This is a genomic window from Pseudomonas sp. SDO55104_S430 (assembly GCF_054070595.1).
On the sequence record NZ_JBSVXG010000075.1, the window covers coordinates 1 to 21,492 of the forward strand.

General features: G+C 59.7%; 20 protein-coding genes and 1 pseudogene. 3 read left to right on the forward strand and 18 right to left on the reverse strand.

What is annotated here, in order from left to right:
- Positions 1-206 precede the first annotated feature (206 nt).
- The 5 genes and pseudogenes from ACW9JE_RS15200 to argH form a co-directional block, all read right to left on the reverse strand.
- Positions 207-1,031: an ABC transporter substrate-binding protein gene (locus ACW9JE_RS15200; RefSeq protein WP_224533295.1), complete on the reverse strand. Its 825-nt coding sequence runs from the start codon at positions 1,029-1,031 to the stop codon at positions 207-209.
- 42 nt (positions 1,032-1,073) lie between these two features.
- A complete protein-coding gene (locus ACW9JE_RS15205; RefSeq protein ID WP_224533296.1) occupies positions 1,074-1,838 on the reverse strand; it encodes an amino acid ABC transporter ATP-binding protein in 765 nt (254 codons plus the stop codon).
- 10 nt (positions 1,839-1,848) lie between these two features.
- A complete protein-coding gene (locus ACW9JE_RS15210; RefSeq protein WP_224533297.1) occupies positions 1,849-2,727 on the reverse strand; it encodes an amino acid ABC transporter permease in 879 nt (292 codons plus the stop codon).
- Positions 2,728-2,794: 67 nt separating this feature from the next.
- Positions 2,795-2,884, reverse strand: a pseudogene (locus ACW9JE_RS15215) (metal ABC transporter ATP-binding protein); the annotation flags it as partial.
- 18 nt (positions 2,885-2,902) lie between these two features.
- Positions 2,903-4,330: an argininosuccinate lyase gene (gene argH / locus ACW9JE_RS15220; protein ID WP_224533298.1), complete on the reverse strand. Its 1,428-nt coding sequence runs from the start codon at positions 4,328-4,330 to the stop codon at positions 2,903-2,905.
- A gap of 307 nt (positions 4,331-4,637) precedes the next feature.
- Here argH and ACW9JE_RS15225 point away from each other — a divergent pair, with 307 nt between their 5' ends.
- Positions 4,638-5,603, forward strand: coding sequence for a LysR family transcriptional regulator (locus tag ACW9JE_RS15225; protein ID WP_457433203.1), 966 nt, complete (start codon positions 4,638-4,640; stop codon positions 5,601-5,603).
- Between the two features lie 5 nt (positions 5,604-5,608).
- Here the strand turns inward: ACW9JE_RS15225 and ACW9JE_RS15230 are convergent, their stop codons facing one another.
- On the reverse strand, positions 5,609-6,985 hold the full coding sequence (locus ACW9JE_RS15230; protein WP_224533300.1) for a UDP-glucose dehydrogenase family protein: 1,377 nt from the start codon (positions 6,983-6,985) through the stop codon (positions 5,609-5,611).
- Positions 6,986-7,214: 229 nt separating this feature from the next.
- On the opposite strand from ACW9JE_RS15230, the gene ACW9JE_RS15235 reads away from it, so the two are divergent.
- On the forward strand, positions 7,215-8,099 hold the full coding sequence (locus ACW9JE_RS15235) for a site-specific integrase (protein WP_224533369.1): 885 nt from the start codon (positions 7,215-7,217) through the stop codon (positions 8,097-8,099).
- A gap of 702 nt (positions 8,100-8,801) precedes the next feature.
- On the opposite strand, the gene nhaB is transcribed toward ACW9JE_RS15235, so the two are convergent.
- The 3 genes from nhaB to ACW9JE_RS15250 form a co-directional block, all read right to left on the reverse strand.
- A complete protein-coding gene (gene nhaB, locus ACW9JE_RS15240; protein ID WP_224533301.1) occupies positions 8,802-10,304 on the reverse strand; it encodes a sodium/proton antiporter NhaB in 1,503 nt (500 codons plus the stop codon).
- A 75-nt stretch (positions 10,305-10,379) separates the two neighbouring features.
- Positions 10,380-11,669: an NHL repeat-containing protein gene (locus ACW9JE_RS15245; RefSeq protein WP_224533302.1), complete on the reverse strand. Its 1,290-nt coding sequence runs from the start codon at positions 11,667-11,669 to the stop codon at positions 10,380-10,382.
- 302 nt (positions 11,670-11,971) lie between these two features.
- Positions 11,972-12,238, reverse strand: coding sequence for a hypothetical protein (locus ACW9JE_RS15250; RefSeq protein WP_175379829.1), 267 nt, complete (start codon positions 12,236-12,238; stop codon positions 11,972-11,974).
- A 345-nt stretch (positions 12,239-12,583) separates the two neighbouring features.
- On the opposite strand from ACW9JE_RS15250, the gene ACW9JE_RS15255 reads away from it, so the two are divergent.
- Entirely contained in the window at positions 12,584-13,909 is a 1,326-nt protein-coding gene (locus tag ACW9JE_RS15255) for a sigma-54 dependent transcriptional regulator (RefSeq protein ID WP_224533303.1), read from the forward strand.
- A 280-nt stretch (positions 13,910-14,189) separates the two neighbouring features.
- Here ACW9JE_RS15255 and ACW9JE_RS15260 read toward each other — a convergent pair whose 3' ends face one another.
- From ACW9JE_RS15260 to ACW9JE_RS15300, 9 genes are all read right to left on the reverse strand, one after another.
- A complete protein-coding gene (locus ACW9JE_RS15260) occupies positions 14,190-15,500 on the reverse strand; it encodes a transporter (protein ID WP_224533304.1) in 1,311 nt (436 codons plus the stop codon).
- Positions 15,501-15,546: 46 nt separating this feature from the next.
- Positions 15,547-16,317 (reverse strand): hypothetical protein, encoded by a 771-nt coding sequence (locus ACW9JE_RS15265; protein WP_224533305.1) that lies wholly within the window; start codon positions 16,315-16,317, stop codon positions 15,547-15,549.
- Between the two features lie 24 nt (positions 16,318-16,341).
- Positions 16,342-17,022 (reverse strand): C39 family peptidase, encoded by a 681-nt coding sequence (locus ACW9JE_RS15270; protein WP_224533306.1) that lies wholly within the window; start codon positions 17,020-17,022, stop codon positions 16,342-16,344.
- A gap of 63 nt (positions 17,023-17,085) precedes the next feature.
- The gene (locus tag ACW9JE_RS15275) at positions 17,086-18,105 is read right to left on the reverse strand and encodes a heme utilization protein (RefSeq protein WP_457433204.1); all 1,020 of its coding nucleotides are present in this window, start codon (positions 18,103-18,105) and stop codon (positions 17,086-17,088) included.
- 64 nt (positions 18,106-18,169) lie between these two features.
- Positions 18,170-18,748, reverse strand: a complete 579-nt coding sequence (locus ACW9JE_RS15280; RefSeq protein ID WP_224533308.1) for an adhesin — start codon at positions 18,746-18,748, stop codon at positions 18,170-18,172.
- 1 nt (position 18,749) lies between these two features.
- A complete protein-coding gene (locus ACW9JE_RS15285) occupies positions 18,750-19,184 on the reverse strand; it encodes a hypothetical protein (RefSeq protein ID WP_457433205.1) in 435 nt (144 codons plus the stop codon).
- A gap of 353 nt (positions 19,185-19,537) precedes the next feature.
- Positions 19,538-20,068 carry an AAA family ATPase gene (locus ACW9JE_RS15290; protein ID WP_457433206.1) on the reverse strand — a complete coding sequence of 177 codons (531 nt, stop codon included), beginning with the start codon at positions 20,066-20,068 and terminating at the stop codon, positions 19,538-19,540.
- Positions 20,065-20,628: a nicotinamide riboside transporter PnuC gene (gene pnuC / locus ACW9JE_RS15295; protein WP_457433207.1), complete on the reverse strand. Its 564-nt coding sequence runs from the start codon at positions 20,626-20,628 to the stop codon at positions 20,065-20,067. The genes ACW9JE_RS15290 and pnuC overlap by 4 nt, the downstream gene beginning before the upstream one ends.
- A 49-nt stretch (positions 20,629-20,677) precedes the next feature.
- Positions 20,678-21,412: a methyl-accepting chemotaxis protein gene (locus tag ACW9JE_RS15300; protein ID WP_411961536.1), complete on the reverse strand. Its 735-nt coding sequence runs from the start codon at positions 21,410-21,412 to the stop codon at positions 20,678-20,680.
- Positions 21,413-21,492 lie beyond the last annotated feature (80 nt).

Below are 21,492 nucleotides of genomic sequence, written 5' to 3' on the forward strand. Positions count from 1 at the left end.
GCACATGGATATTGAATGTGCCGGCCTCTTCGCGGGCAAGCCTCGCTCCCACAGGGTTTGGCGTTGTTTCCAGATGCTGCGACCGACACAAATCCCTGTGGGAGCGGGCTTGCTCGCGAAAGCGGTGGGTCAGCAAAGGTGATGTCGACTGACACACCATCGCGAGCAGGCTCGCTCCCACAATGGATGGGTTTGTTCCTGGTGATTTACTTGCCGGCGTTGATGGTCACCGTCTTGATCGCCCCCAACTCCAGGTCCCACTTCTTCAGGATCGCCTGGTAGCTGCCATCGTCGATCATGCTTTGCAGGGCGACTTTCACCGCTTCGCTCAGCTCGGGCTTCTTCTTGCTCACCCCAAGGCCGGTGAACTGCGAGGAGATCGGCAGGCCCACGGTCTTGTACATGTCCTTTTCCTGGGTCTTGAGATACGGCAGGGTTTCGCTGCCCTGCATCGCCGCGTCGATGCGGCTCTGGCGCAGTTGCGCACGGGCGTCGGCGGAGCCTTCGGTGCCGATCACGTTGATCGCGGGCTTGCCGGCGGCTTCACAGTTGGCCTTGCTCCACTCGGCGATTTCCGCCGGGAAGGTGGTACGTCGGCTGGTGCCGACTTTCTTGCCGCACAGATCGATGATCTCGTTGGTGTCCTTGTTTTTCTGCAAGGTGTAGAACTGCGGGCCGCTGGTGAAGTAGTCGACGAACGTCACGCTGGCCTGGCGTTCGGCGGTGTCGGTCATGCCCGACAGAACCATGTCCACGCGGTCGGTGGTCAGGGCGTTGATCATTTGCTCGAAGCCGGTTTCCTGCCACTTGATTTTCACGCCCAGGCGTTCGGCCAGGGCATTGCCCAGGTCAACGTCGACGCCGGTCAGGGTGTTGGTGGCCGGGTCCTTGAAGTCCATCGGCGGGTAGTTCGGCATGATCGCGACCACGATCTCACCCTTGGCCTTGATGCTGGCCGGAAGTTCGGCGGCGAAGCTGAAGCCGGAAGCCATAACGCCTGCGAGTACTGCTGGAATAACGAAGTTCTTCATGGGTCGTTCTCTTATGAGTGTTGTTTTCACGCCAATCGGCGTTCAGGTTCGAACGGCAGAAATGAAGCTTTGAGTGCGAGGGTTTTGCGGACTTATTAGTATTTCTTCGGGGCTTCCTGCCTCCACGATCTGCCCGCCGTCCATGAACACCATGCGATTGGAAACTTCGCGGGCGAAGCCCAGTTCATGGGTGACGACGATCATGGTCATGCCGGTCTGCGCCAGATCGCGCATCACCGACAACACCTCACCGACCAGTTCCGGGTCGAGTGCCGAAGTGGGTTCATCGAACAGCATCAGCTTGGGTCGCATGGCCAGCGCACGGGCGATGGCGACACGTTGCTGCTGACCACCCGACAGTTCGATCGGGTAGCTGTTGCGCTTGTCGGCCAGGCCGACGCGGGCGAGCAGTTCCAGGGCTTCTTCGGTCGCCTCCTTGGGCGAACGCTTGAGCACCTGGCACGGCCCTTCGATGATGTTTTGCAGCACAGTCATGTGCGGAAACAGGTTGAAGCGCTGGAACACCATGCCGGTGGACAGGCGCTGGCGGGCGATCTGGGTTTCGGTCAGTTCGTGCAGCTTGTTGCCGACCACGCGGTAGCCCACCAGTTCGCCGTCGACCCACAGGCCGCCCTTGTCGATCTTTTCCAGCTGGTTGACACAGCGCAGCAGGGTGCTCTTGCCGGAGCCCGACGGGCCGATGATGCACAGCACTTCGCCCTGATCGACTTCGATGTTCACGTCCTTGAGGGCGTGGAACTGGTCGTAATACTTGTTCAGGCTCACGGCCTTGACGATGCTTCTCATGTCGGATTCCTCAAGAACGCTTGCCGGCGCCGCGAGCGAAACGTCGCTCCAGACGGCTTTGACCGAAGGACAGCACGGTGACGGTGGCCAGGTACCAGATACCGGCGACGATCAGCAGCTCCATCACGCGGGCGTTGGCGTAGTAGATGTTCTGAGCGTTGTAGAGCAGTTCCGAGTACTGGATGACGCTGGCCAGCGAGGTCATTTTCACCATGCCGATGAACTCGTTACCCACCGGCGGAATGATGATCCGCATGGCCTGGGGCAGGATGATCCGACGCAGTGCCTGCAGGCGCGGCATGCCGATCGACTTGGCCGCTTCGTACTGTCCGGTGTCCACCGAGAGCAGGCCGGCGCGCACTACCTCAGCGGTGTAGGCGCCCTGGTTGATGCTCAGACCCAGCAGGGCGGCCACGAACGGCGTCATGAGGCTGACGGTGTCGAGCTCGAACACGCCCGGAATGCCGATGGTGGGGAAGATCAGCGCCAGGTTGAACCACAGCAGCAGTTGCAGGATCAGCGGCGTGCCGCGGAACAGCCAGGTGTAGGTCAGCGCGACATAGCGCAGGATCGGGTTGGCCGACATGCGCATGATTGCGGTGATCACCCCGAACACGATGCCCAGGGCCATCGCCAGCACGGCCATGACGATGGTGTTGAGCAATCCCCACATGATCGCCTGGGAGGTAAGAAACTGTCCGATGTACGACCATTCGATCTTGCCTTCGGCGAAGGCGCGCACCAGGCCCAGCAGTGCGATGACGATCAGGGCGGCAAAGAACATCCGCCCGTAGTAGCGCCGGGGCACGTGTTGATACTGGGTGATGTCGAACTGGTTTTCCGCCAGTTTGCGCTCGGCCTGGAGTCGTTGTGCCTGTGTCTGGCTCATGTTGTTTCTCCGTACACCGCCCGTTCAAACCGGCGGCATATATGGTTGTTCAGGTGAAACACTTTCCCTGTGGGAGCGGGTTTGCTCGAGAATGCGGTGTGTCATTCAACGAGGATGTCGACTGACGGTGCCTCTTCGCGAGCAAGCCCGCTCCCACAGGGGTTTTGTGTCTGCTTCAGAGGCGGAACCCCTGATAGTCCTCGGTCCAGCGCTGCTGCGCGGCGAGGGCGGTTTTCAGGCGACCGATCTGCTCGCGCACCTGTTGCGGCGCGGTGCCGCCCCAGCCATTGCGGGCGGCGATGGCGGCTTCCAGGGTCAGGCTTTCGCGAACTTCCGGCGTCAGGCGCGGGTCGATTTCCGCCAGCAGCGCCGGCGAGGCTTCCCACAGCTCGATATCGTGTTTCTCGCAGGCCTTGACCAGCGCGCCGGTGATCTCGTGGGCTTCCTTGAACGGCACGCCACGCACCGCCAGCCAGTCGGCGACTTCGGTGGCGAGGGTGAAACCAAGCGGTGCCTGACGACGCAATTCCTCGACGTTGACCGTCATGGTCGCCACCATCCCGGCCATCGCCGGCAGCACCAGCAGCAGGGTGTCGACGCTGTCGAGCACGTGATGCTTGTCTTCGCTCAAGTCGCGGTTGTACGACAGCGGCAGGGATTTGAGCGTGGACAGCAGACCGGTCAGGTTGCCGATCAGGCGACCGGCCTTGCCTCGCGCCAGTTCGGCGATATCCGGGTTCTTCTTCTGCGGCATGATCGAACTGCCGGTGGCGTAGGCATCGTCCAGAGCGATCCAGCGGAACTGGCGCGACGACCACAAACAGAACTCTTCGGCCAGACGGGAAATGTTGACCCCCAACATGCTGGCGATGAACAGGAATTCAGCGACGTGATCGCGACTGGCGACGGCGTCGATGGAGTTTTCGCACACCCCGCTGTAACCCATTTCCCTGGCCGATTGCTGCGGCAGGCGGGCGATAGCGGAGCCGGCCATGGCTGCGGCACCCAGTGGCGACAACGAGGTGCGTGCGTCCCAGTCGACCAGGCGCTGCACGTCACGCAACATCGATTGGGCGTGGGCCAGCAGGTGATGAGCGAAGACGATTGGCTGCGCCTGCTGCAGGTGGGTGAAGCCGGGGCAGATGCTCTCGACGTGTTGTTCGGCCTGATTCACCAGCGCCTGTTGCAGCGCCAGCACTTCCACGGTCAGGGTGCGGACGTGATCACGCAGGAACAGGCGCAGGTCGTTGGCGGTCTGGTCGTTGCGCGAGCGGCCGGCGCGCAGCTTGCCGCCCAGGGCGCCAAGGCGCTCGGTCAGCAGGCGTTCGATGAACGTGTGGACGTCTTCGTCGTCCAGGGTCGGCGCGATGCTGCCAGCGCGGAAATCGCTGCCGATCTGCTCCAGGGCGTCGAGCATGGTCCGGGTTTCCTGCTCGCTCAGAAGTCCTGCGCGCTGCAATTCCCGGGCATGGGCCTTGGAGCCGGCAAGGTCGTACGGCGTCAGGCGGAAGTAGCGCTCGGGGCAACGGGAGAGGGCGGCCAGGGCTTCGGACGGACCGCTTTTGAAGCGAGCACCCCAGAGACGGTCGGTGGTTTGAGACATTGTTGTTTTCCTCGTCGATAACGCGAACTGAAAGCGTGTGCCAGACCTGAAATCCGCGGCGAAAAACATTCGCTCAAGATCAGATCAATTCAAATTCAAGGGCAGGGGAACAGCGCAGTTGCAAAGGGGCGAGAGCTGATCGAGATGTCAGCTTTTAATGCTTGCAGATCAGTGGTTTGGCACTGATGTGCGGGATTTTTTGGCAGTTGCCAAGCCTGGTTTTCTGTGTTCATTATTATTTAGGCCAGCTATGTTTTTGTTGTTGGGCACAGATTGTTGAATTGGGCGCCAGAGGTAAATAAGCATTATGGAAACCCCACTTTCCAATTCCGGAAACCCGCCGCTGAAAGCCACGCAACGGGCGCCGCTGGCCCTCAGTGGGCTGGATTTCAAACTGCTCAAGGTGTTCAAGGCGGTGGTCGAGGCTGGCGGTTTCAGCGCGGCGCAGAACGAATTGAACGTGGGTCTGGCAGCCATCAGCAAACAGATCTCGGACCTGGAAATCCGCATTGGCATGCGCCTGTGCACTCGCGGTCGCGAGGGCTTTCACTTGACTGAAGAGGGGCGCATTGTTTATCAGGCGTCCATTGACTTATTTGCGTCCGTTGACAACTTTCGTGATCGGCTTAGTTCAGCACAAAATGAACTTGTCGGTGATCTTGGTGTGGGGGTTATTGATAATACGATTTCCGATGCGTCATCGCCGTTAGTTGCTGCGTTTAGAGTGCTGAGCGAACAATATCCGAAAATAAGATTTCAACTTCAGGCCTCTCAGCTCGATGAAGTGGAACGGGGCGTGGTAGAGGGTCGGCTGGTGGCCGGGATCGTGCCGGTTTATCAGCAGCGGGAGGAGTTCGACTACTACCCGTTATACGAGGAACGCTCGGAGGTTTACTGTGCTGTCGGCCACCCGTTGTTCTCGATACCGGCCGATCAGATGAGCAGCGACATGCTCAAGGATTACGAGTGTGTTAATCACCGCTATGCGATTCATCGAGACAAACTCAACTTCGCTCACTACGACAGTTCCTCTGCCTCGGCGACTCAGGTCGAGGCCGTGGCACTGTTGATCAGGACCGGTCGCTTCGTCGGCTTTCTGCCGCAACATTACGCGGCGCAGTGGGTGGCGCAGGGACAGTTCCGGGCACTGTGTCCGGAACTGATCCACATCGCGACACCGTTCAATCTGATCCTGCGTCACAACGTTGTGCGCAGTCCGCTGGTCAAGGCATTCGCCCAGGCGCTGGGCGTGGATCTGAAGTCCACGACCTGAGGACGTCAGGCGACGCCCTGCGCCGGCCACTGCTGATGCGGGATCGGCAAATTGCGCGACTCACCGCGACCCATCGGGAAGTACATGAAGCCGTTGCGTGACAGGCGCTCGGCGTCATACAGGTTGCGTCCGTCGAAGATCACCGGGGCCTTGAGGCGCTGGCGGATCAGGTCGAAATCCGGGGCCTTGAACTGCTGCCATTCGGTGCAGATGATCAGCGCATCGGCGCCGTGCAACACCGATTCCGGGGTGCCCATGAGCATCAGTTTCGCCTCGTCCGGATACAGGTTCTGGGTTTCCTGCATCGCTTCGGGGTCGAACGCACGTACGCTGGCGCCGGCGGCCCACAGGGCTTCGAGCAGCGCGCGGCTCGGTGCATCGCGCATGTCGTCGGTGTTGGGCTTGAACGCCAGGCCCCACAAGGCGAAGGTCTTGCCGCGCAGGTCGCCCTTGTAGAAGGCTTTGACGCGTTCGAACAGCTTGTGTTTCTGCCGCTGGTTGATCGCTTCCACCGCTTGCAGCAGGTCGCTGGAGCAGTGGGCTTCCTCGGCGCTGTGGATCAGGGCGCGCATGTCCTTGGGAAAGCACGAGCCGCCGTAGCCGCAACCGGGATAGATGAAGTGGTAGCCGATACGCGAATCGGCGCCGATGCCCAGACGCACCGATTCGATGTCGGCGCCCAGGTGTTCGGCCAGTTCGGCGATTTGGTTGATGAAGCTGATCTTGGTCGCCAGCATGCAGTTGGCGGCGTATTTGGTCAGCTCGGCGCTGCGCAGGTCCATGAACATCACGCGGTCATGGTTGCGGTTGAACGGCGCGTACAGGTCGCGCATCACGTCGCGTACCTCATCGCGTTCGCAGCCGATGATGATCCGGTCCGGACGCCGGCAATCGGCCACGGCCGAGCCTTCCTTGAGAAATTCGGGGTTGGAGACGATATCGAACTGCAGCAGGCGGCCGACCTTGATCAGGCATTTGTCGATGTGCTCGCGCAGTGCATCGCCAGTGCCCACCGGCACCGTGGACTTCTCCACCAGGATTACCGGTTGCTCACGGTGACGCGCCACCGCTTCGCCGACCGACATCACGTGACGCAAGTCCGCCGAGCCATCCTCGCGGGACGGCGTGCCGACGGCGATGAACAGGACCTTGCCATGTTGTACGGCAAACTTTTCGTCGGTGGTGAACTGCAGGCGTTTGGCGTCCAGGCTTTCACGCACAAGACTGGCCAGCCCTGGTTCGAAGATGCTCACGTGACCCTGTTGCAACAACTCGACCTTCTTCCGGTCAATGTCCATGCACACCACGTCATGGCCGACCTCAGCCAGGACGGCTGCCTGCACCAGACCGACGTAGCCGCTACCGAATACACTGATTTTCATGGGCAATTCCTGTCCTGGTCCTCTCAGGATCAGAATTAGCAGCCCCATGTTTCAGTTCATCTATCGGTTGAATGGGTCTTGGTCGGATCGACAATTGACTTTCCAGACCATGACCGGCAGCGTAACGACCTTATTTTTTGCGTTTTTTGTATTTTTTCATTCAAGGCTGTTTCGTTTGACTGACTTACCCGCTGTTGATGCAACCCTCCCCAAACCCAATCCGCTGACGATGTATCTGGCGCGACTGGCGCCTTCCAGCCAATTGACCATGCGCTACGTGCTGCAGGACGCTGCCGACCGCCTGGGTTTCGAAGACGTGAACATCGAGGAAATTCCCTGGCACGGCTTGCAGCCTGAGGATGTGATTGCGCTGGTGGCGACGTTGCGTGCCGATGGTTACGCGCCCAACACGTCTTCGCTGTACGTCAACGCGGTGCGCGGGGTGATGAACGAGGCGTGGCGCATGAGCCTGATCAGCCAGGAGCATCTTCTGAAGATGCGTTCGGTGAAGGGGATTGCCGGTACGCGCCTGTCCCAGGGGCGAAATCTGCGGCGTTCGTTGATTCGCGAATTGATGGATGTCTGTGCGGCCGACCCCCGGCCTCAGGGCCTGCGGGATGCGGCGGTGATCGCGATTCTGTATGGCTCGGGGATGCGCAAGTCCGAATCGGTGAACCTGGAGCTGAGCCAGGTCGATTTCGCCGAGCGCAGCCTGCGGGTCACGGCCAAGGGCAACAAGCAATTGATCAAGTACGCGCCGGCCTGGGCGTTCGCCAAGCTCGATGCCTGGCTGGAGTTTCGCCGCTCACAGCTCAAGGAGGGGGAGGAGGACGATGCCTTTCTCTTCAACCGCATTCGCCGCGGCAGTCACATCACCCGCGAGCGCATCACCAAACACGCGATCTATTACATCGCCCGCCAGCGTGGGACGCAGGTCGGGGTCAAGATCATGCCCCATGATTTCCGCCGCTCGTTCATTACCCGGGTGATCGAGGAACATGATCTGTCGATTGCGCAGAAGCTGGCGCATCACAGCAATATTCAGACGACAGCCAATTATGATGTGCGCGATGACAATGAGCGGCGTCGGGCGGTGGATCGGTTTGATCTCTGATTTTGACCTTGCAGATCTATCCATTCCACACCTGTAGGAGCCGAGTTGTTCGCGATGCTTTTGGGTTGTGCACATATCCATTGCTGCCGGCGCGGCTGCTTTCGGTTCCGCCCTGACGGTCGGGTCACTTTTGGCAAACGCCCCAAAAGTAACCAAAAGGTCTCGCCCCAACGTTCGGTCCCTCGCCAAGGCTCGGGATCCCTTCGCTCCGGCATTCATCCGGGGGCATCGCCTCCGGTTTGCTTCGCTGCACCTCCTCTCGATGTGTGCGGCTTCGCCGCACGGCGCTGCGCGCCTGCCCCCCGGATGAACGCCTCCACTCAGCCTGCCGAAGGGCGGGTGGATCAAAATCAAAAGCTAGAGCTCTCGAGGCGAGCTGACACTCGACCTGTTTGTTGGCACCGCGCGCATTCCGTAGGGGCGGGGCTTACCCGCGAAGGCGGTATGACATTCGCCCCCAATTTTGCGGATGCACCAAGAACCTCTGTGGGAGCGGGCTTGCTCGCGAAGGCGGCCTAGTAGCCGACCTGATCTCTCGGATGTACCTGGACCCATTGTGGGAGCGAGCCTGCTCGCGATGAATGCTCAGACACCGCGGGGTATCAGCCAGTCAGCGTTATCGTTAACGAACATCGCGAGTGAACTCGCTCCTACAGTGGTTCGCAGGCGCTCACAGAGTTTGTGTTTGACCACAAAACCGGTTTACAGCCAGAAACTCACCGCATACCACCCCAACACCCCCATCACCAGCGTATACGGCAATGCCATCCACACCATCCGCCCGTAGGACAACCGAATCAGCGGGGCAATTGCCGAGGTCAGGAGGAACAGGAAGGCGGCTTGGCCGTTGGGGGTGGCTACGCTGGGCAGGTTGGTGCCGGTGTTGATGGCAATGGCCAAGGTCTCGAAGTGTTCGCGGGTCATTTCGCCGGCGAGGAAGGCGCGTTTGACTTCAGTGATGTATATGGTCGCCACGAACACGTTGTCGCTGATGGCCGACAGCAGGCCGTTGGCGATGTAGAGCATGCCCGGCTGCTGCGATGGGGGCAGGGAAATGACCCATTGAATCAGCGGCGTGAACAGTTGCTGATCCTGGATCACCGCCACCACCGCGAAAAACACCACCAGCAGCGAGGTGAAGGGCATCGCGTCCTTGAACGCGGAGCCCAGGCGATGTTCGTCGGTGATGCCGCTGAACACGGTGATCAGCACAATCACCATCAGCCCGATCAGACCCACTTCCGCCACATGAAACGCCAGCGCGGCAATCAGGATCAGTGCCGCCAGGCCCTGCACAATCAGTGCTGCACGCTGGCGGGTGGTGCGTTCGGCATTGTCCTGCGCCGCGTAATCCGCCAGCACGGCGCGCACGTTGTCCGGCAGCAGGGTGCCGTAACCGAACCAGCGCAGCTTCTCCAGCAGTACGCAGGTCACCAGGCCTGCCGCCAGTACCGGCAGTGAAACCGGGGCGATCTTCAGGAAAAACTCGGAAAAGTGCCAACCCATCTCATGGCCGATCAACAGGTTCTGTGGCTCACCCACCAGGGTGCAGACGCCGCCCAGTGCCGTGCCCACCGCGCCGTGCATCAGCAGACTGCGCAGGAAGGCGCGGAACTGGTTGAGATCGTCATGATGAAGATGGGGCAGGTGCTGATCATCGCTGTATTCGCTGTCCTGACGCGGATCGTTGCCCGAGGCCACGCGGTGATAAACCGAATAAAAGCCCACGGCGGCGCTGATGATCACCGCGGTCACGGTCAAGGCATCGAGAAACGCCGACAGAAAGGCCGACAGGAAACAGAACATCAACGCCAGCAAGGCCTTGGAACGCACGCCCAACAGCAGGCGCGAGAACAGGAACAGCAGCAGATCCTTCATGAAGTAGATGCCGGCCACCATGAACATCAGCAGCAGGATCACCGGGAAGTTGTGCACCAGCTCGTCATACAGCGCCTGCGGCGTGGTCATTTTCAGCAGCAGGGCTTCGACCAGCAACAGGCCGCCGGGCATCAGCGGGTAGCATTTGAGTGCCATGGCCAGGGTGAAGATGAACTCCAGCACCAATAACCAGCCCGCCGCCACCGGGCCCGCAGTCCACAGCACCAGTGCATTGAGAAGCAGAAAACCGACAATACACAGTTTGTACCAGCGGGGAGAGTTGCCGAGAAAGTTGTGGGCGAACGCTTGGGCCATGGAGCCGGACATCGGCTACTCCTTGTTTTAAGAAGCGCGCAAGTTGCCGTAAGCGAGCGAGAAGTTCAAGCGTAGGAAAAATTACAGTCAGCCCAGATAACGGACGACGATTGCGTGGTAGTTACCGTCCAGGGAATAACCGCCGACGACGATATTGCCGTCGGCCTGAACAGCCAGTGAAGTGGCGGTATCGAGACTGCGACCCAGGCGAGTGCGAATCCATCCCGTGCAGTCGCCGAAGTTGCGGTCCAGTTGTCCGTCGGGCAAGTAGCGGCCCAGCATGAAGTCCGCATCGACGCCGCCAATGGTCGCGCCGGCCGTGACTACTGTGCCGTCGGGTTGTGCCTGGGCGGCGGTCCACTGACAGCCGATGCGACCGACTTCCAGCAGGTGCGGCAGACCGTCATTGCAGTGCATGTCGGGGCGGCCATTGACGTGAATTTTCAGTGAGAGACAGCGCATGGGATCGCGGCTGCTGCCGAAGCACTGCACCTCCCCGTTATCGTGCTGGATGATCTGGCTGACCTGGGCACCGTGGCCACAGGCCTTGAACGTCATGAAACCATCTACGGCAAATCGCTCGTCCAGGCTGCCATCGGCGTTGTAGCGCGCCAGCAGGCCTTCCTCCGGGAAGTTGACCGAGCCTCCCACCAGAATTCGTCCATCGTGCTGCACCCGCAGGCTGTTGAGCCAGGTGTTCATCAGCAGATGCCGGACCACCACGAATCCGCGGCCGTTGAAGCTTGAGTCCAGGGTGCCGTCGACGTCGAGGCGAATGAGCATGCCGGCATGATCGGCCAGTTCGAAATGGTGGTTGGCGATCAGCACGATGCGGCCATCCTGCTGAACCCCGGCATCACAGGCTTCGGCGCCCGGTACGCCGGGAGGCAGCCAGAGGTCTCGAACCCCGTGGGACAGCTTGCCCGGCAGGCGCACGACGCAGCGTCCGTTGTCGCCAAAGCCTTGCACCGGTCGCCCTTGGGAGTCGAACAAGGCCACGGCGGGGAGGGTGCGGTGGGCATTTTCATAGTGCAGACCGATCAACAGAATGCGGCCGTCCGGCAATGCATGGACTTTGCCGGCCATAGCCTCGAAGCCAGGTTCGAACTGCCCGATGACGCTGCCCTGCGTGCCGAAGCTCAGGTCGGCCGAGCCATCCTCCAGCAGACGGGCCAGGCCGAATCGGCTGCCATCCGGCACGCCGACCTTGGCCGCCACCAGCAATCGGCCCTGCCCATCGATGGCAATACCGTTGGCCATGCTGGAAATGCTGCCGGCGAAGTACACCTGGGTTTTGCCGTGGTTGGCGAAGGAGATATCGAGATGGCCGGCGCTTTCGAGTGTCGGCTGGAGGGTCAGAACAGACGGGACTGCCATGCACGCTTCTCCTTGCGAGTCGTCTTTATCCACGGCTCTATCCATGGATTTGGAAGTGGCGACTTATAAGGAGGTTATTCAAGCTCTGAAAGCTTTAATGCACAACTGACAGAACTAACAGACGGAGAGTCGCTGTGTGCCACAACAGTGTCTTTTCGAACCAAAGCCAAGCCTGCAAAGGATTCAAGCAGGCGAAAGTTCAATTAGAAAAGTTTCGCAAGTACGCCTGTTTACCAAACGCAGGGCAACTAACGACGGGAGGAGGGTGGGTGCGGATTACCCCGGGGTAATCCGCAAAACGATCAGTGCGGCATCGACCAGGACTGCAACTTGTAGCCTTCCTGGCTCAGTTCTGCACGGGCCTGTTCAAGCAGGCGTTCGAGTTGCTGAGGGTCGGTGTAGGCGCTGCTGGGGATCTGCTTGCGGCCTATACTGTTGTTGGTGCGGTCGATGACGGTCAGGCTGAGTTCGCCGTTGCCGTCCTGTGGCGCCCAGGCCACGCATTGGAAGGGCTTAAATGCGCGGTCGGCAATCAAAAGAGCTTCGTTGATACGCAGCGGGGCATTCATAGGATGGTCTCTCAATAGGCCCAATCAAGTGATGTGCCGACAGTTGGGCTTACCGTTCGGCTGGTTACTTGTACTGATGCGCGCAACAGTGGTTCGGGTCACACATAACGAAAAGAAATTTCAACTTTCTTTCACCGGCATAACACCAACGCTCGTTTTGAAAGCTGAATGAAAGGATCCAAAGTCGGTAGGTAACTAACAAAGCGCCTTCTTATAACTATTTACGCAGCAACTCTATAGTCAAACGTTACAAGGTGCCGTCAAATTCTTGCTAACGTTACAGTCGGGTCCGCCAAATGACTGTTTTTCATAATATTTCCTAGAATTTGGCGCCAAGGAACAGTCATGAATGAAGCGCCTGCCTTAAGACGTCTATTAGTGGTTGACCCCTGCGACGACTGCCATCGTCTGTTACCTGGATTACGCTCCGTGGGTTGGGATGTCGACAGTTGTTCATTGGAAAACGCCGCCGATCGAACCTGTGACGTGGGCCTGCTGCGCTTGCAGCCTTTTCATCTGGAGCGACCGGATGCGGTCAAGGAATTGATCAGCCGCAGCAATACCGAGTGGATCGCGGTACTCAATCAGGAAGTGCTGCGTTTGCAGAACGTGGGCGACTTCGTCTGTGAATGGTTCTTCGATTTTCATACCCTGCCGTTCGATGTTTCCCGGGTTCAGGTAACTCTGGGGCGGGCATTCGGCATGGCCCGCCTGCGTGGGCAAGGCACTGTCCATATTGATCAGCCCGAGCATGAGCTGCTGGGCGACAGCAAGCCGATTCGGGAACTGCGTAAACTGCTGAGCAAACTGGCGCCCACTGAGTCGCCGGTGCTGATTCGCGGTGAAAGCGGCACCGGCAAGGAACTGGTCGCACGGACGCTGCACCGACAGTCCCAACGGCACAGCAAACCCTTTGTCGCGATCAATTGCGGGGCGATCCCGGAGCACTTGATCCAGTCCGAATTGTTCGGCCATGAAAAGGGTGCTTTCACCGGCGCCCATCAACGCAAGGTCGGGCGTATCGAGGCGGCCAATGGCGGCACCCTGTTCCTCGATGAAATCGGTGACTTGCCGCTGGAGTTGCAGGCCAATCTGTTGCGCTTCCTGCAGGAAAAACACATCGAGCGGGTCGGTGGCAGTCAGCCGATTCCGGTGGACGTGCGGGTGTTGGCGGCGACTCACGTCGACCTTGAGGCGGCGATCGAGAAGAAACGCTTCCGGGAAGACCTGTATTACCGCCTCAACGTGCTGCAGGTGGTGACTGCGCCGCTGCGGGAGCGTCATGGTGACCTGTCGATGCTGGCCAACCATTTTTCCCACTTCTACAGCCATGAAACCGGCCGCCGTCCGCGCAGTTTCAGCGAGGATGCGTTGATTGCCATGGGCAAGCACGATTGGCCGGGCAACGTTCGTGAGCTGGCCAACCGCGTGCGCCGTGGCCTGGTGCTCGCCGAAGGGCGGCAGATCGAGGCGCGGGACCTGGGGCTGATCAGCCAGCAGGCCGTCGCCACGCCGATGGGCACCCTCGAAGACTACAAGACCCGGGCCGAACGCCAGGCGTTGTGCGATGTATTGAATCGCCACAGCGACAACCTCAGCGTCGCCGCCAAGGTCCTGGGCGTGTCGCGGCCGACGTTTTACCGGTTGCTGCACAAGCATCAGATCCGTTGACCCACCAATTTGGAGGAGCGAGGCTGGCCCGCGAGTGCGTCAGGTCAGCAAACATCAATGTTGACTGTGCCGGCCTCTTCGCGGGCAAGCCTCGCTCCTACAGGTATCGTGATTCCCCTGTAGGAGCGAGTTCACTCGCGATGGTCGTCAACGATGACGCTGGGCATCTGGCACCCCGCAGTATTCTCTGGTTCATCGCGAGCAAGCTCGCTCCTACAGGTATCGCGCAAAAAAGAGCCCCGCTGCGATTGAACATCGCAGCGGGGCTTTTGCTTGCCGATCAGAAGTAGTACGGGAATTTCAGGCTGAACTGGAAGTCCGGCGCATCGTCGGTCATGCCGATCGACAGATTGGGAACGATGGTCAGGTTGTCGGTGGCCGCAATGGTCATGCCGATGTTGAAGTAACCGGCGTTGGCGTCGCTGGACGTCACCGATTCCCAATCCCCGCCATCCTGCTTGATCTTGCTCTTGCGCTGCACCACGTCAGACACCGAGAACGACATACTCATCTTTTCGTTCAGAGCGAATGCGATACCGGCACCGATCTGGAAGCTGTCGCCGATGCGAACCTTGCCCGGCGTATCCACGTTGACTGTGGAACTGATGTCGTCGAAGGATTCTTCGAAGTTGTGGGTATAGGACAAGCTACCGAACAGTACCGCCGGGTCAAAGGTCTTGACCAGCGAGATCCCCGGCGTGATCGACCACACGCCGTTGCCGGTCGGCAGGGTGTCAGGCACGAACAGGTTGGAGTTGGCGTCCGTCTGACGCAGCTTGATGCCGAACGGGTCCTTGCCGGTTGGCGCCTTGACCCGCAAGGTCACGACGGCATCGGGCGTGTTCACCGACTCGTCCATGAACTTGTAGGCGATACCGAAGTTGACGTCGCCAATGGTCGGATCGCGGGTGACCGTGTCTTCGGTCGTGACGTTCGAGGCGCCACCGTTGCCGCCACCGGACTGGTAGGTGGATTCGCGGTAGATCACCGGCACGTTCAAGTCGAATTGCCAGCGATTGTCGAAGTTGTAGCGGCCGGTCAGGTCAAGGGTCCAGGTATCGGCCTTGATCCGGTCCAGGTTGATGTTGCCAAGGAAAATCGAGTCCAGGGCGAGAAAGCCGTTGAGGATCAGCTGGCGCGTATCGTAACGCGAATAGGTGAGGCCGGTTTCGAAGCTGAACTTGCCGCCGCCGAAGAAGCCGCTGGCCTCGTCATACAGGTTGGAAACGCTTTGCGCCGGCTGCGAATCGTCCGCCAGCGATTGACCGTAGGAACTGCCAGTACCACCCCCACCTGCACCACCTGATGCGGCTGCGGCACCTGTCCCCGTAGCGATTTGCGAATTGCCTTTCATGTCAGCCGGCGACTTGGCCAGGCGTTTTGGAGCGGGAGATGCTGGTTGATCTTCGACCTGGCGGACCCGTTGTTCGAGGACCGCCAGGGCTTTTTGCTGTACTTCGTAACGTTGCTTCAACTCCAGAAGTTCCTGCTTCAGAAGCTCCACCTCCGCATCCGGTGCTGCCTGCACCATCACCGCCGGGAGAAGAGCGCCCAGACATACAACTGCGCGCAGTGGTACTGATCGATACATGAATCAAGCCGTCCCTAAATGCCCAATGGTCGAGACTCAGCGTAGTTCAATATCCAAGGGTGCGAAGTGCGTTGAGTTGAGTCAGATTGCAGTCCAATGCGCCAGCACTCGGGCCATTATTATTGAGAACCACGTTGAGCTGAGTGAGGTTGCTGACCATGTTGCTGTTACCCAGTAGCCGGGTATTTTGCAGCAGGCCGCCCTGGGCGACTTGTTGCATGGCAGAACCCTGATTGTTGTTGGCCGTAATGGCCATCTGTATACCGCCGCCCGTTGCGGACACCGCGACGTTGCCTGCAGCATTGCCGCCGGTAATGGTCTGGCCTGCCATCAGCGCCTGACCCTGGCTGGGTACCAACGCCGGGGCCGTACTGGCCTCTTTGACGTCGATGCTGATGTTGTTGTTGGAACTGTTGCCATCGCCCGCGGCACGTGTGACTTGAGTAATGCCCTGGGTCACGGTGAGGTTGGCGCCGCCGGTCACGCTGCCGGTGCCATGCTCCTGCGAATTGCCACTGTTACCGCCACCGCTGTGCGAGTAGGTAGAAACATAGAACTGGGGTTTTACCGTTGCGGCCTGAATCTGCATCGAAGTCGATGCGCCGATCATGTCGCCACTGGCGTTGCGCCAGCTACTGCTCATCACTACACCGAAGCTGATAATCCGCCCCGGCATCACATAACGACCACGCAGCTCGGCCAGCTCCTGGTCCTTGATTTCGATGGGTTTGAATCCGTTTGCAAAACCTGAGGTGCTCGCTACCAGACAGGCAGCGGCCAGCCAATAAGAGGTTTTCATCTGCTGCTCCCGGAGCATCCTGCTCTATCATCTTTTAGGCGATTAAAAGAAGTCGCTCTGTATGAAGCCGAAATCCATCAGTTCCGCATCTTTGACCGGGTTGAAACTGTCCAGCTTGTTCTTGGCCGTCAGGGGTTCCGGTGGGCTGCGCAAGGCATTTGCCTTGTCGTAACCCGGACCTACGATGGCAAAGACGATGCCGTTCCAACCTTTGACAAAGTCCTCGTGGGAGTAGCGTTTATGGCCGAGTACCGGGTCGCCGATGTAGACCCAGTCCTTGTCGGCCCGCTGCAGCACCACGAAGTGCTTGTAACCGCGAATATCCACCAGTACCACCACCGGGATCGTCACTGAATCGAGTCTTTCCGGCGGAATCTTGTAGCCCCGGGCACGCATGCCGATGCTTTCAACGTAGCGCTTCATGTCCAGCATGGAAAAACCTTGAGTACGAACAAGGTCCTGGTCAGCATTGACCAGCATGCCTTTGATGACGTGCTCCTCATCGACGTCGAGCCAATAGGCCTGGCGCAGTACCGTTGCCAGTGCGGCGGCGCCGCAGCTGAAATCGGTTTTTTGTTCGACGATGTCCATGAACTTGCGCTCACGCAGACTCTGCACCTGCTTGTACACCAGTACGCCACCTGGAAGGGCGGCAACCGGCATCTGTGCAGCCTCGGTCAGGCCGGACAGACAGAGCAGGGCAACGAGAGCAGTCTTGTGCATTGTCGATACGCCTTGGGACTGTGGAAAAAAGCCCCGTTGCCGGGGCTTTCCTTTGTATCGCGATTACTGGCAGGCGCGGCAGCCGGCAGCGATCGACAGCGAGTTGCTTTGTTGGTTGCCTACACCGGCAGCGTTGTTGAAGCCCGCGTTGCCGTTGAAGTTGTTACCAACGTTAGTCATGTTAGCAGTGTTGGTAACTGGGTTTTTCCAGCCGTCTGCAACCATGACCTGTTGGGTGTACTGACCAGCCAGATCGAAGGTGCCCATGGCCTGGAACTTGAACTTGTCATCGCCATTGTTGCCGCCGTTACCGCCGTGGCCGCCCCGGTCGTTGTTGCCATAACCACCGCCGCCGTGGCCGCGATCCTCTTCGACGGTACCAGTGCCTTTGGCCTGGAATTTGCCATCAGCCTTGAAGGTGCTCTTGAGGGTTTCGGTTTTCCAGGTTTGGGTGCCATAGTTGCTGACTTCCAGACCGCTGGAGGTCTGGTTGGCCGCAGCCGCAGCGCCTGCTACACGGCCGCCCGATACGGCGATCGCCAGGTTGTTTTTCTGTTGGTTGAAGTTGCCGGCAGCGTTGTTCACACCGATGTTGCCGGAGCCGCCGTTACCCACATTGCTCATGTTGGCAGAGGCAGTGCTCGAGTAGTTGTAAACGGTGTTGCCGGTGTTGTTCTGAGTGGCGCTGGACACGGCGATTGCGGAACCGAAGATGAAGCTTTCGTCAGCAGTGGCCAGTGCGGCGGCGTTGTCTTGTTGGTTGCCGTCGCCAGCGGCGTTGTTCATGCCGGCGTTGCCGTTGCCGCCATTGCCTGCGTTGTCCATCCGGGCGTCATTGCGGGTGCCCTGGTTCAGTACGGCGTTGCTGCTGCTGTCCTGTGAATCAAGCACGGCGGCCCCAGCGCCTGCGGTGATGGACAGAATTTCTTCGAAGGTAGGGTGCTTGGGCTGCTGGTTGCCATGCCCATTGCCGTTACCGTTGCCATGACCGCGATCATCATCGCGACCGCCTGCTTGTGCTGCGATTGCCATCACTGCTGCGAGAGCGAAAACCAGTGGTTTTAAGGCCATTGAAGGTTTCATGGTGTTTCTCCGTGCTTATTAGTTGGTTAAGTGTTGGTACTTTCTAATCGCACTGCGGTTTGGGTCAGTCAGCGACCCGGATGCTCAGGGTGTTAGCCATTCGGTTCCCCACCCCTGCACTCTGGTTCACCTGGATTACCCCGCGGCTGCCGGTGAAGGCCTGGTCGCTTGTGACGACCTGGCGACTGCCGGTTTGGGTGCCAGTTGCTCCTGAGCTTGGTAGCAACGCCACGTTCTGTTGAGAAAGGGCGCTATCGTCAACGGCTTGCGGACCGGCACTGATGCTGATACGCATGGCGTTGGCCATCTGGTTGTTGGCCCCGGCGCCCTGGTTGACGCCCAGTACACCGTTGCCATTACTGAAAGAGGTGCCGCCGATGTTGGCCGTCGCGTTGATCGACCGGTCGGCAGGTGTGGTGATTTTCTGATTGATGCTGGTGGTAGCGCCGGCTTCGGTGCCGATGGCAATGGCGCGAACGTTGGTCTGTTGCTGCTGATCGCCGGCTGCCTGGTTGACGTTGAAGTTGCCTTTGTACTGGGAGCCGGAGTTTTGGATGTTGGCGGTATCGACTGCGTTGACTTTTGAATCGGCCATGGCGGTGGTGCAGGCGAACATGGCGAGGAAGAGGACGGTACGCTTCATGTCATTGACCTCCGGCCATTCTGGTAAGTGGAGCAAGGCCAGTGCTCATGGCACGGTTGATGGTTCCGGAAATCGCGCCACCGCTGCCGCCACCGTGGCCGGCGTTCATGCCAGGCATGCCATTTGGATTGGTGACGGTGTTGAGGCTTTGCAGGCCATTCAGAGCCTGGCCGTTACTGCCACGAAGCGCAGCACCGCTGGTGACCCCGGCAATGTCCGCATCGCTCAATTCGCCGTTGATGCGAGCGGATGGATTGGTGTTGACGGTAGTCGGGTAGGGGTCCTTGCCACCGGTGCGGCCGATGGGTACCGGTTGAACGTCACGTGTCAGCACGACGACGCCGTTGCCTTCGGCTTGTACATTCAGACTGAGTACCGAGGTAGCGGCACTTCCAATCAGGAGGAGGCAGGTCAAGCCTTTATTGAATGTCCCCACGGCAGCGATTCCTTCTTGTTGTGGGCTGGCCCCTGGTCAGCGTTGTGAAGGAGAGAGCGAAAGCTGTGCCGGTTTTTGAAATCAGCAGTAATTCAACGACTTGCAGATTTTGTCCGGGAGTGGTGTATGCGATCTGTTTCAACGCTGAGACAAGGCCAGGGGCGCCAAGCCGTCTAAATCGCTTGCAATGCTCTGGAACGGGGGTTTGCGAGGTGGTGTTTCAAAGGCTTAACAGCGCGACCTGAAACAAGGGCAGGAGTGTTCAATCTGGCCCTTTGCGGGCAGATGGGTGTTTCACCAACGGACACTTTTACCCCGCAATAGGGGAAAACGGCGGGGAATTTGCCCCAATGTCAGGGGCAGGCAGCGAGCAGTCTCGAGACCGCCATGAAGGCTTGAGACTGGCGCTCGGCCCAGTCGCCTCGCAGAATTTGCAGCGGTTGCCGGTGGGATTCGAGCCAGGCGAGAGTGTCGTCGAAGAAGGTCTGACGTTCATGCAATTGGGGTTGGCAACGCATGCCGTCGTCTGTCCAGTCGACGTTTTCCGGTGACAGCAGCAGGTGCAGATCGTAGTGGCGCGCCAGCAGGGCCTGTTCGATCCAGGCCGGGCAATCACCGAATAGCGCCTGACTCCAGAGCATGTTGCTCAGCAGGTGTGTATCGAGGATCAGCAGATCCGGTTGCCGGGCGCGGGCCTCGTCCTCCCAGCGCAACTGGCCGCTGGCGATCTCCGGGATATCGGCCAGGCAGGTATCGCGCTGGTGATGCTCGATGAACCAGCGCACGTATTCGCCGACGACGATCCCGCCAAAGTGCTTCTGCAACTCCGCCGATAGCCAGCTCTTGCCGCTGGACTCGGGCCCAGTAAGCACCAGTACTTTCATGTGCGCAGCGCCGGAGCCGCGCGCCAAGTGCGCCAGCCTTGCACCGCCAGCAGCAGGAACAGGCCGTAGAGCGCGGCCGTCAGGTACAGATCCTTGTAGATGAACAGCCCGACGAAAATCACATCCACGGCGATCCATAGCGGCCAGCACTGCACACGTTTTTGCGCCATCCAGACCTGCGCGACCAAGCTGAAGCCGGTGAGCGCCGCATCCAGCCAGGGTTGGGCAGCGTCTGTCCAGTGGGCCATGGCAGCGCCGAGAAGCAGGCTGCCGATTGCGCCGATCAGCAGGCCGTAGAACACGGAAGATCCTTGCAGTTGGCTGACTTCGCGCCCGTGGTGCATGTCACCTGCGCGAGTCCATTGCCACCAGCCGTAGATTTGCAGGGCGGCGTAAATCACTTGCAGCAGCATGTCCGAGTACAGCTTCACTTCGAAGAAGATCCAGCTATAGATCAGCACCATCACCAGGCCGATGGGCCAGCACCAGGGGTTCTGTTTGACGGTCAACCAGACGGCAATCACGCCGAGGGTGGCGGCGAACAGTTCGAGCCCGGACATGCAGGTTCCTTGGGGGAGAGAAGAGGGCGCGGATTGTAGCGCCACAACCTCAAGTACGGAACTGGCGCAGCAACCCGTTCAACTGCTCGCTCAAATCCTTCAGGCGCACACTTGCCGCGCTCGACTGTTGCGCCGCCAGCGCCGTGTTATGGGACAACCCGGCTGCCTGGGTGACGTTCTGGTTGATGTCTTCGACCACATGCGCCTGCTGCAGCGTCGCGCTGGCGATCGAGGCATTAAGGCCGGTGAGGTTGCGCAGGGCCTGGCTGATGGCATTGAGGCTCTCGCCGGCCAGGCCGGCCTGTTCGATGGTGAGTTGCGAAGCCCGGCTGCTTTCTCCGATCACTTTGACCGCCGCTTCCGAATGATTTTGCAGGCGTTCGATCATCGACTGGATTTCCGCCGTGGACTTCTGGGTGCGCTGAGCCAGCAGGCGCACTTCATCGGCCACCACCGCAAAACCTCGGCCTTGCTCACCGGCCCGGGCCGCCTCGATGGCCGCATTGAGCGCCAGCAGATTGGTCTGCTCGGCGATTGAGCGGATCACCTCCAACACGCTGCCGATCTGGGTGCTTTCTGCCGCCAGGGTCCGAATCACCTCCACGGCCTGATCGATGGTCGAAGACAGCGTATCGATCTGTTGCAGGCTGCCATCGATATTGACCTGGCCCTGTTGCGCCTGGGTTTCCGCATCGCGCATTTCGCTGGCGGCCTGTTCGGCGTTCTTCGCCACATCATGTACGCCATAAGTCACTTCATTCATCGCCGTGGCCACCAGTTCCATCTGCTGCGACTGCTGCTGGCTGCGCTGCTGGGCCTGGGTGGCATCGTTGCCCAGTTCGCTGGAAGACTGGCCCAGCGCCG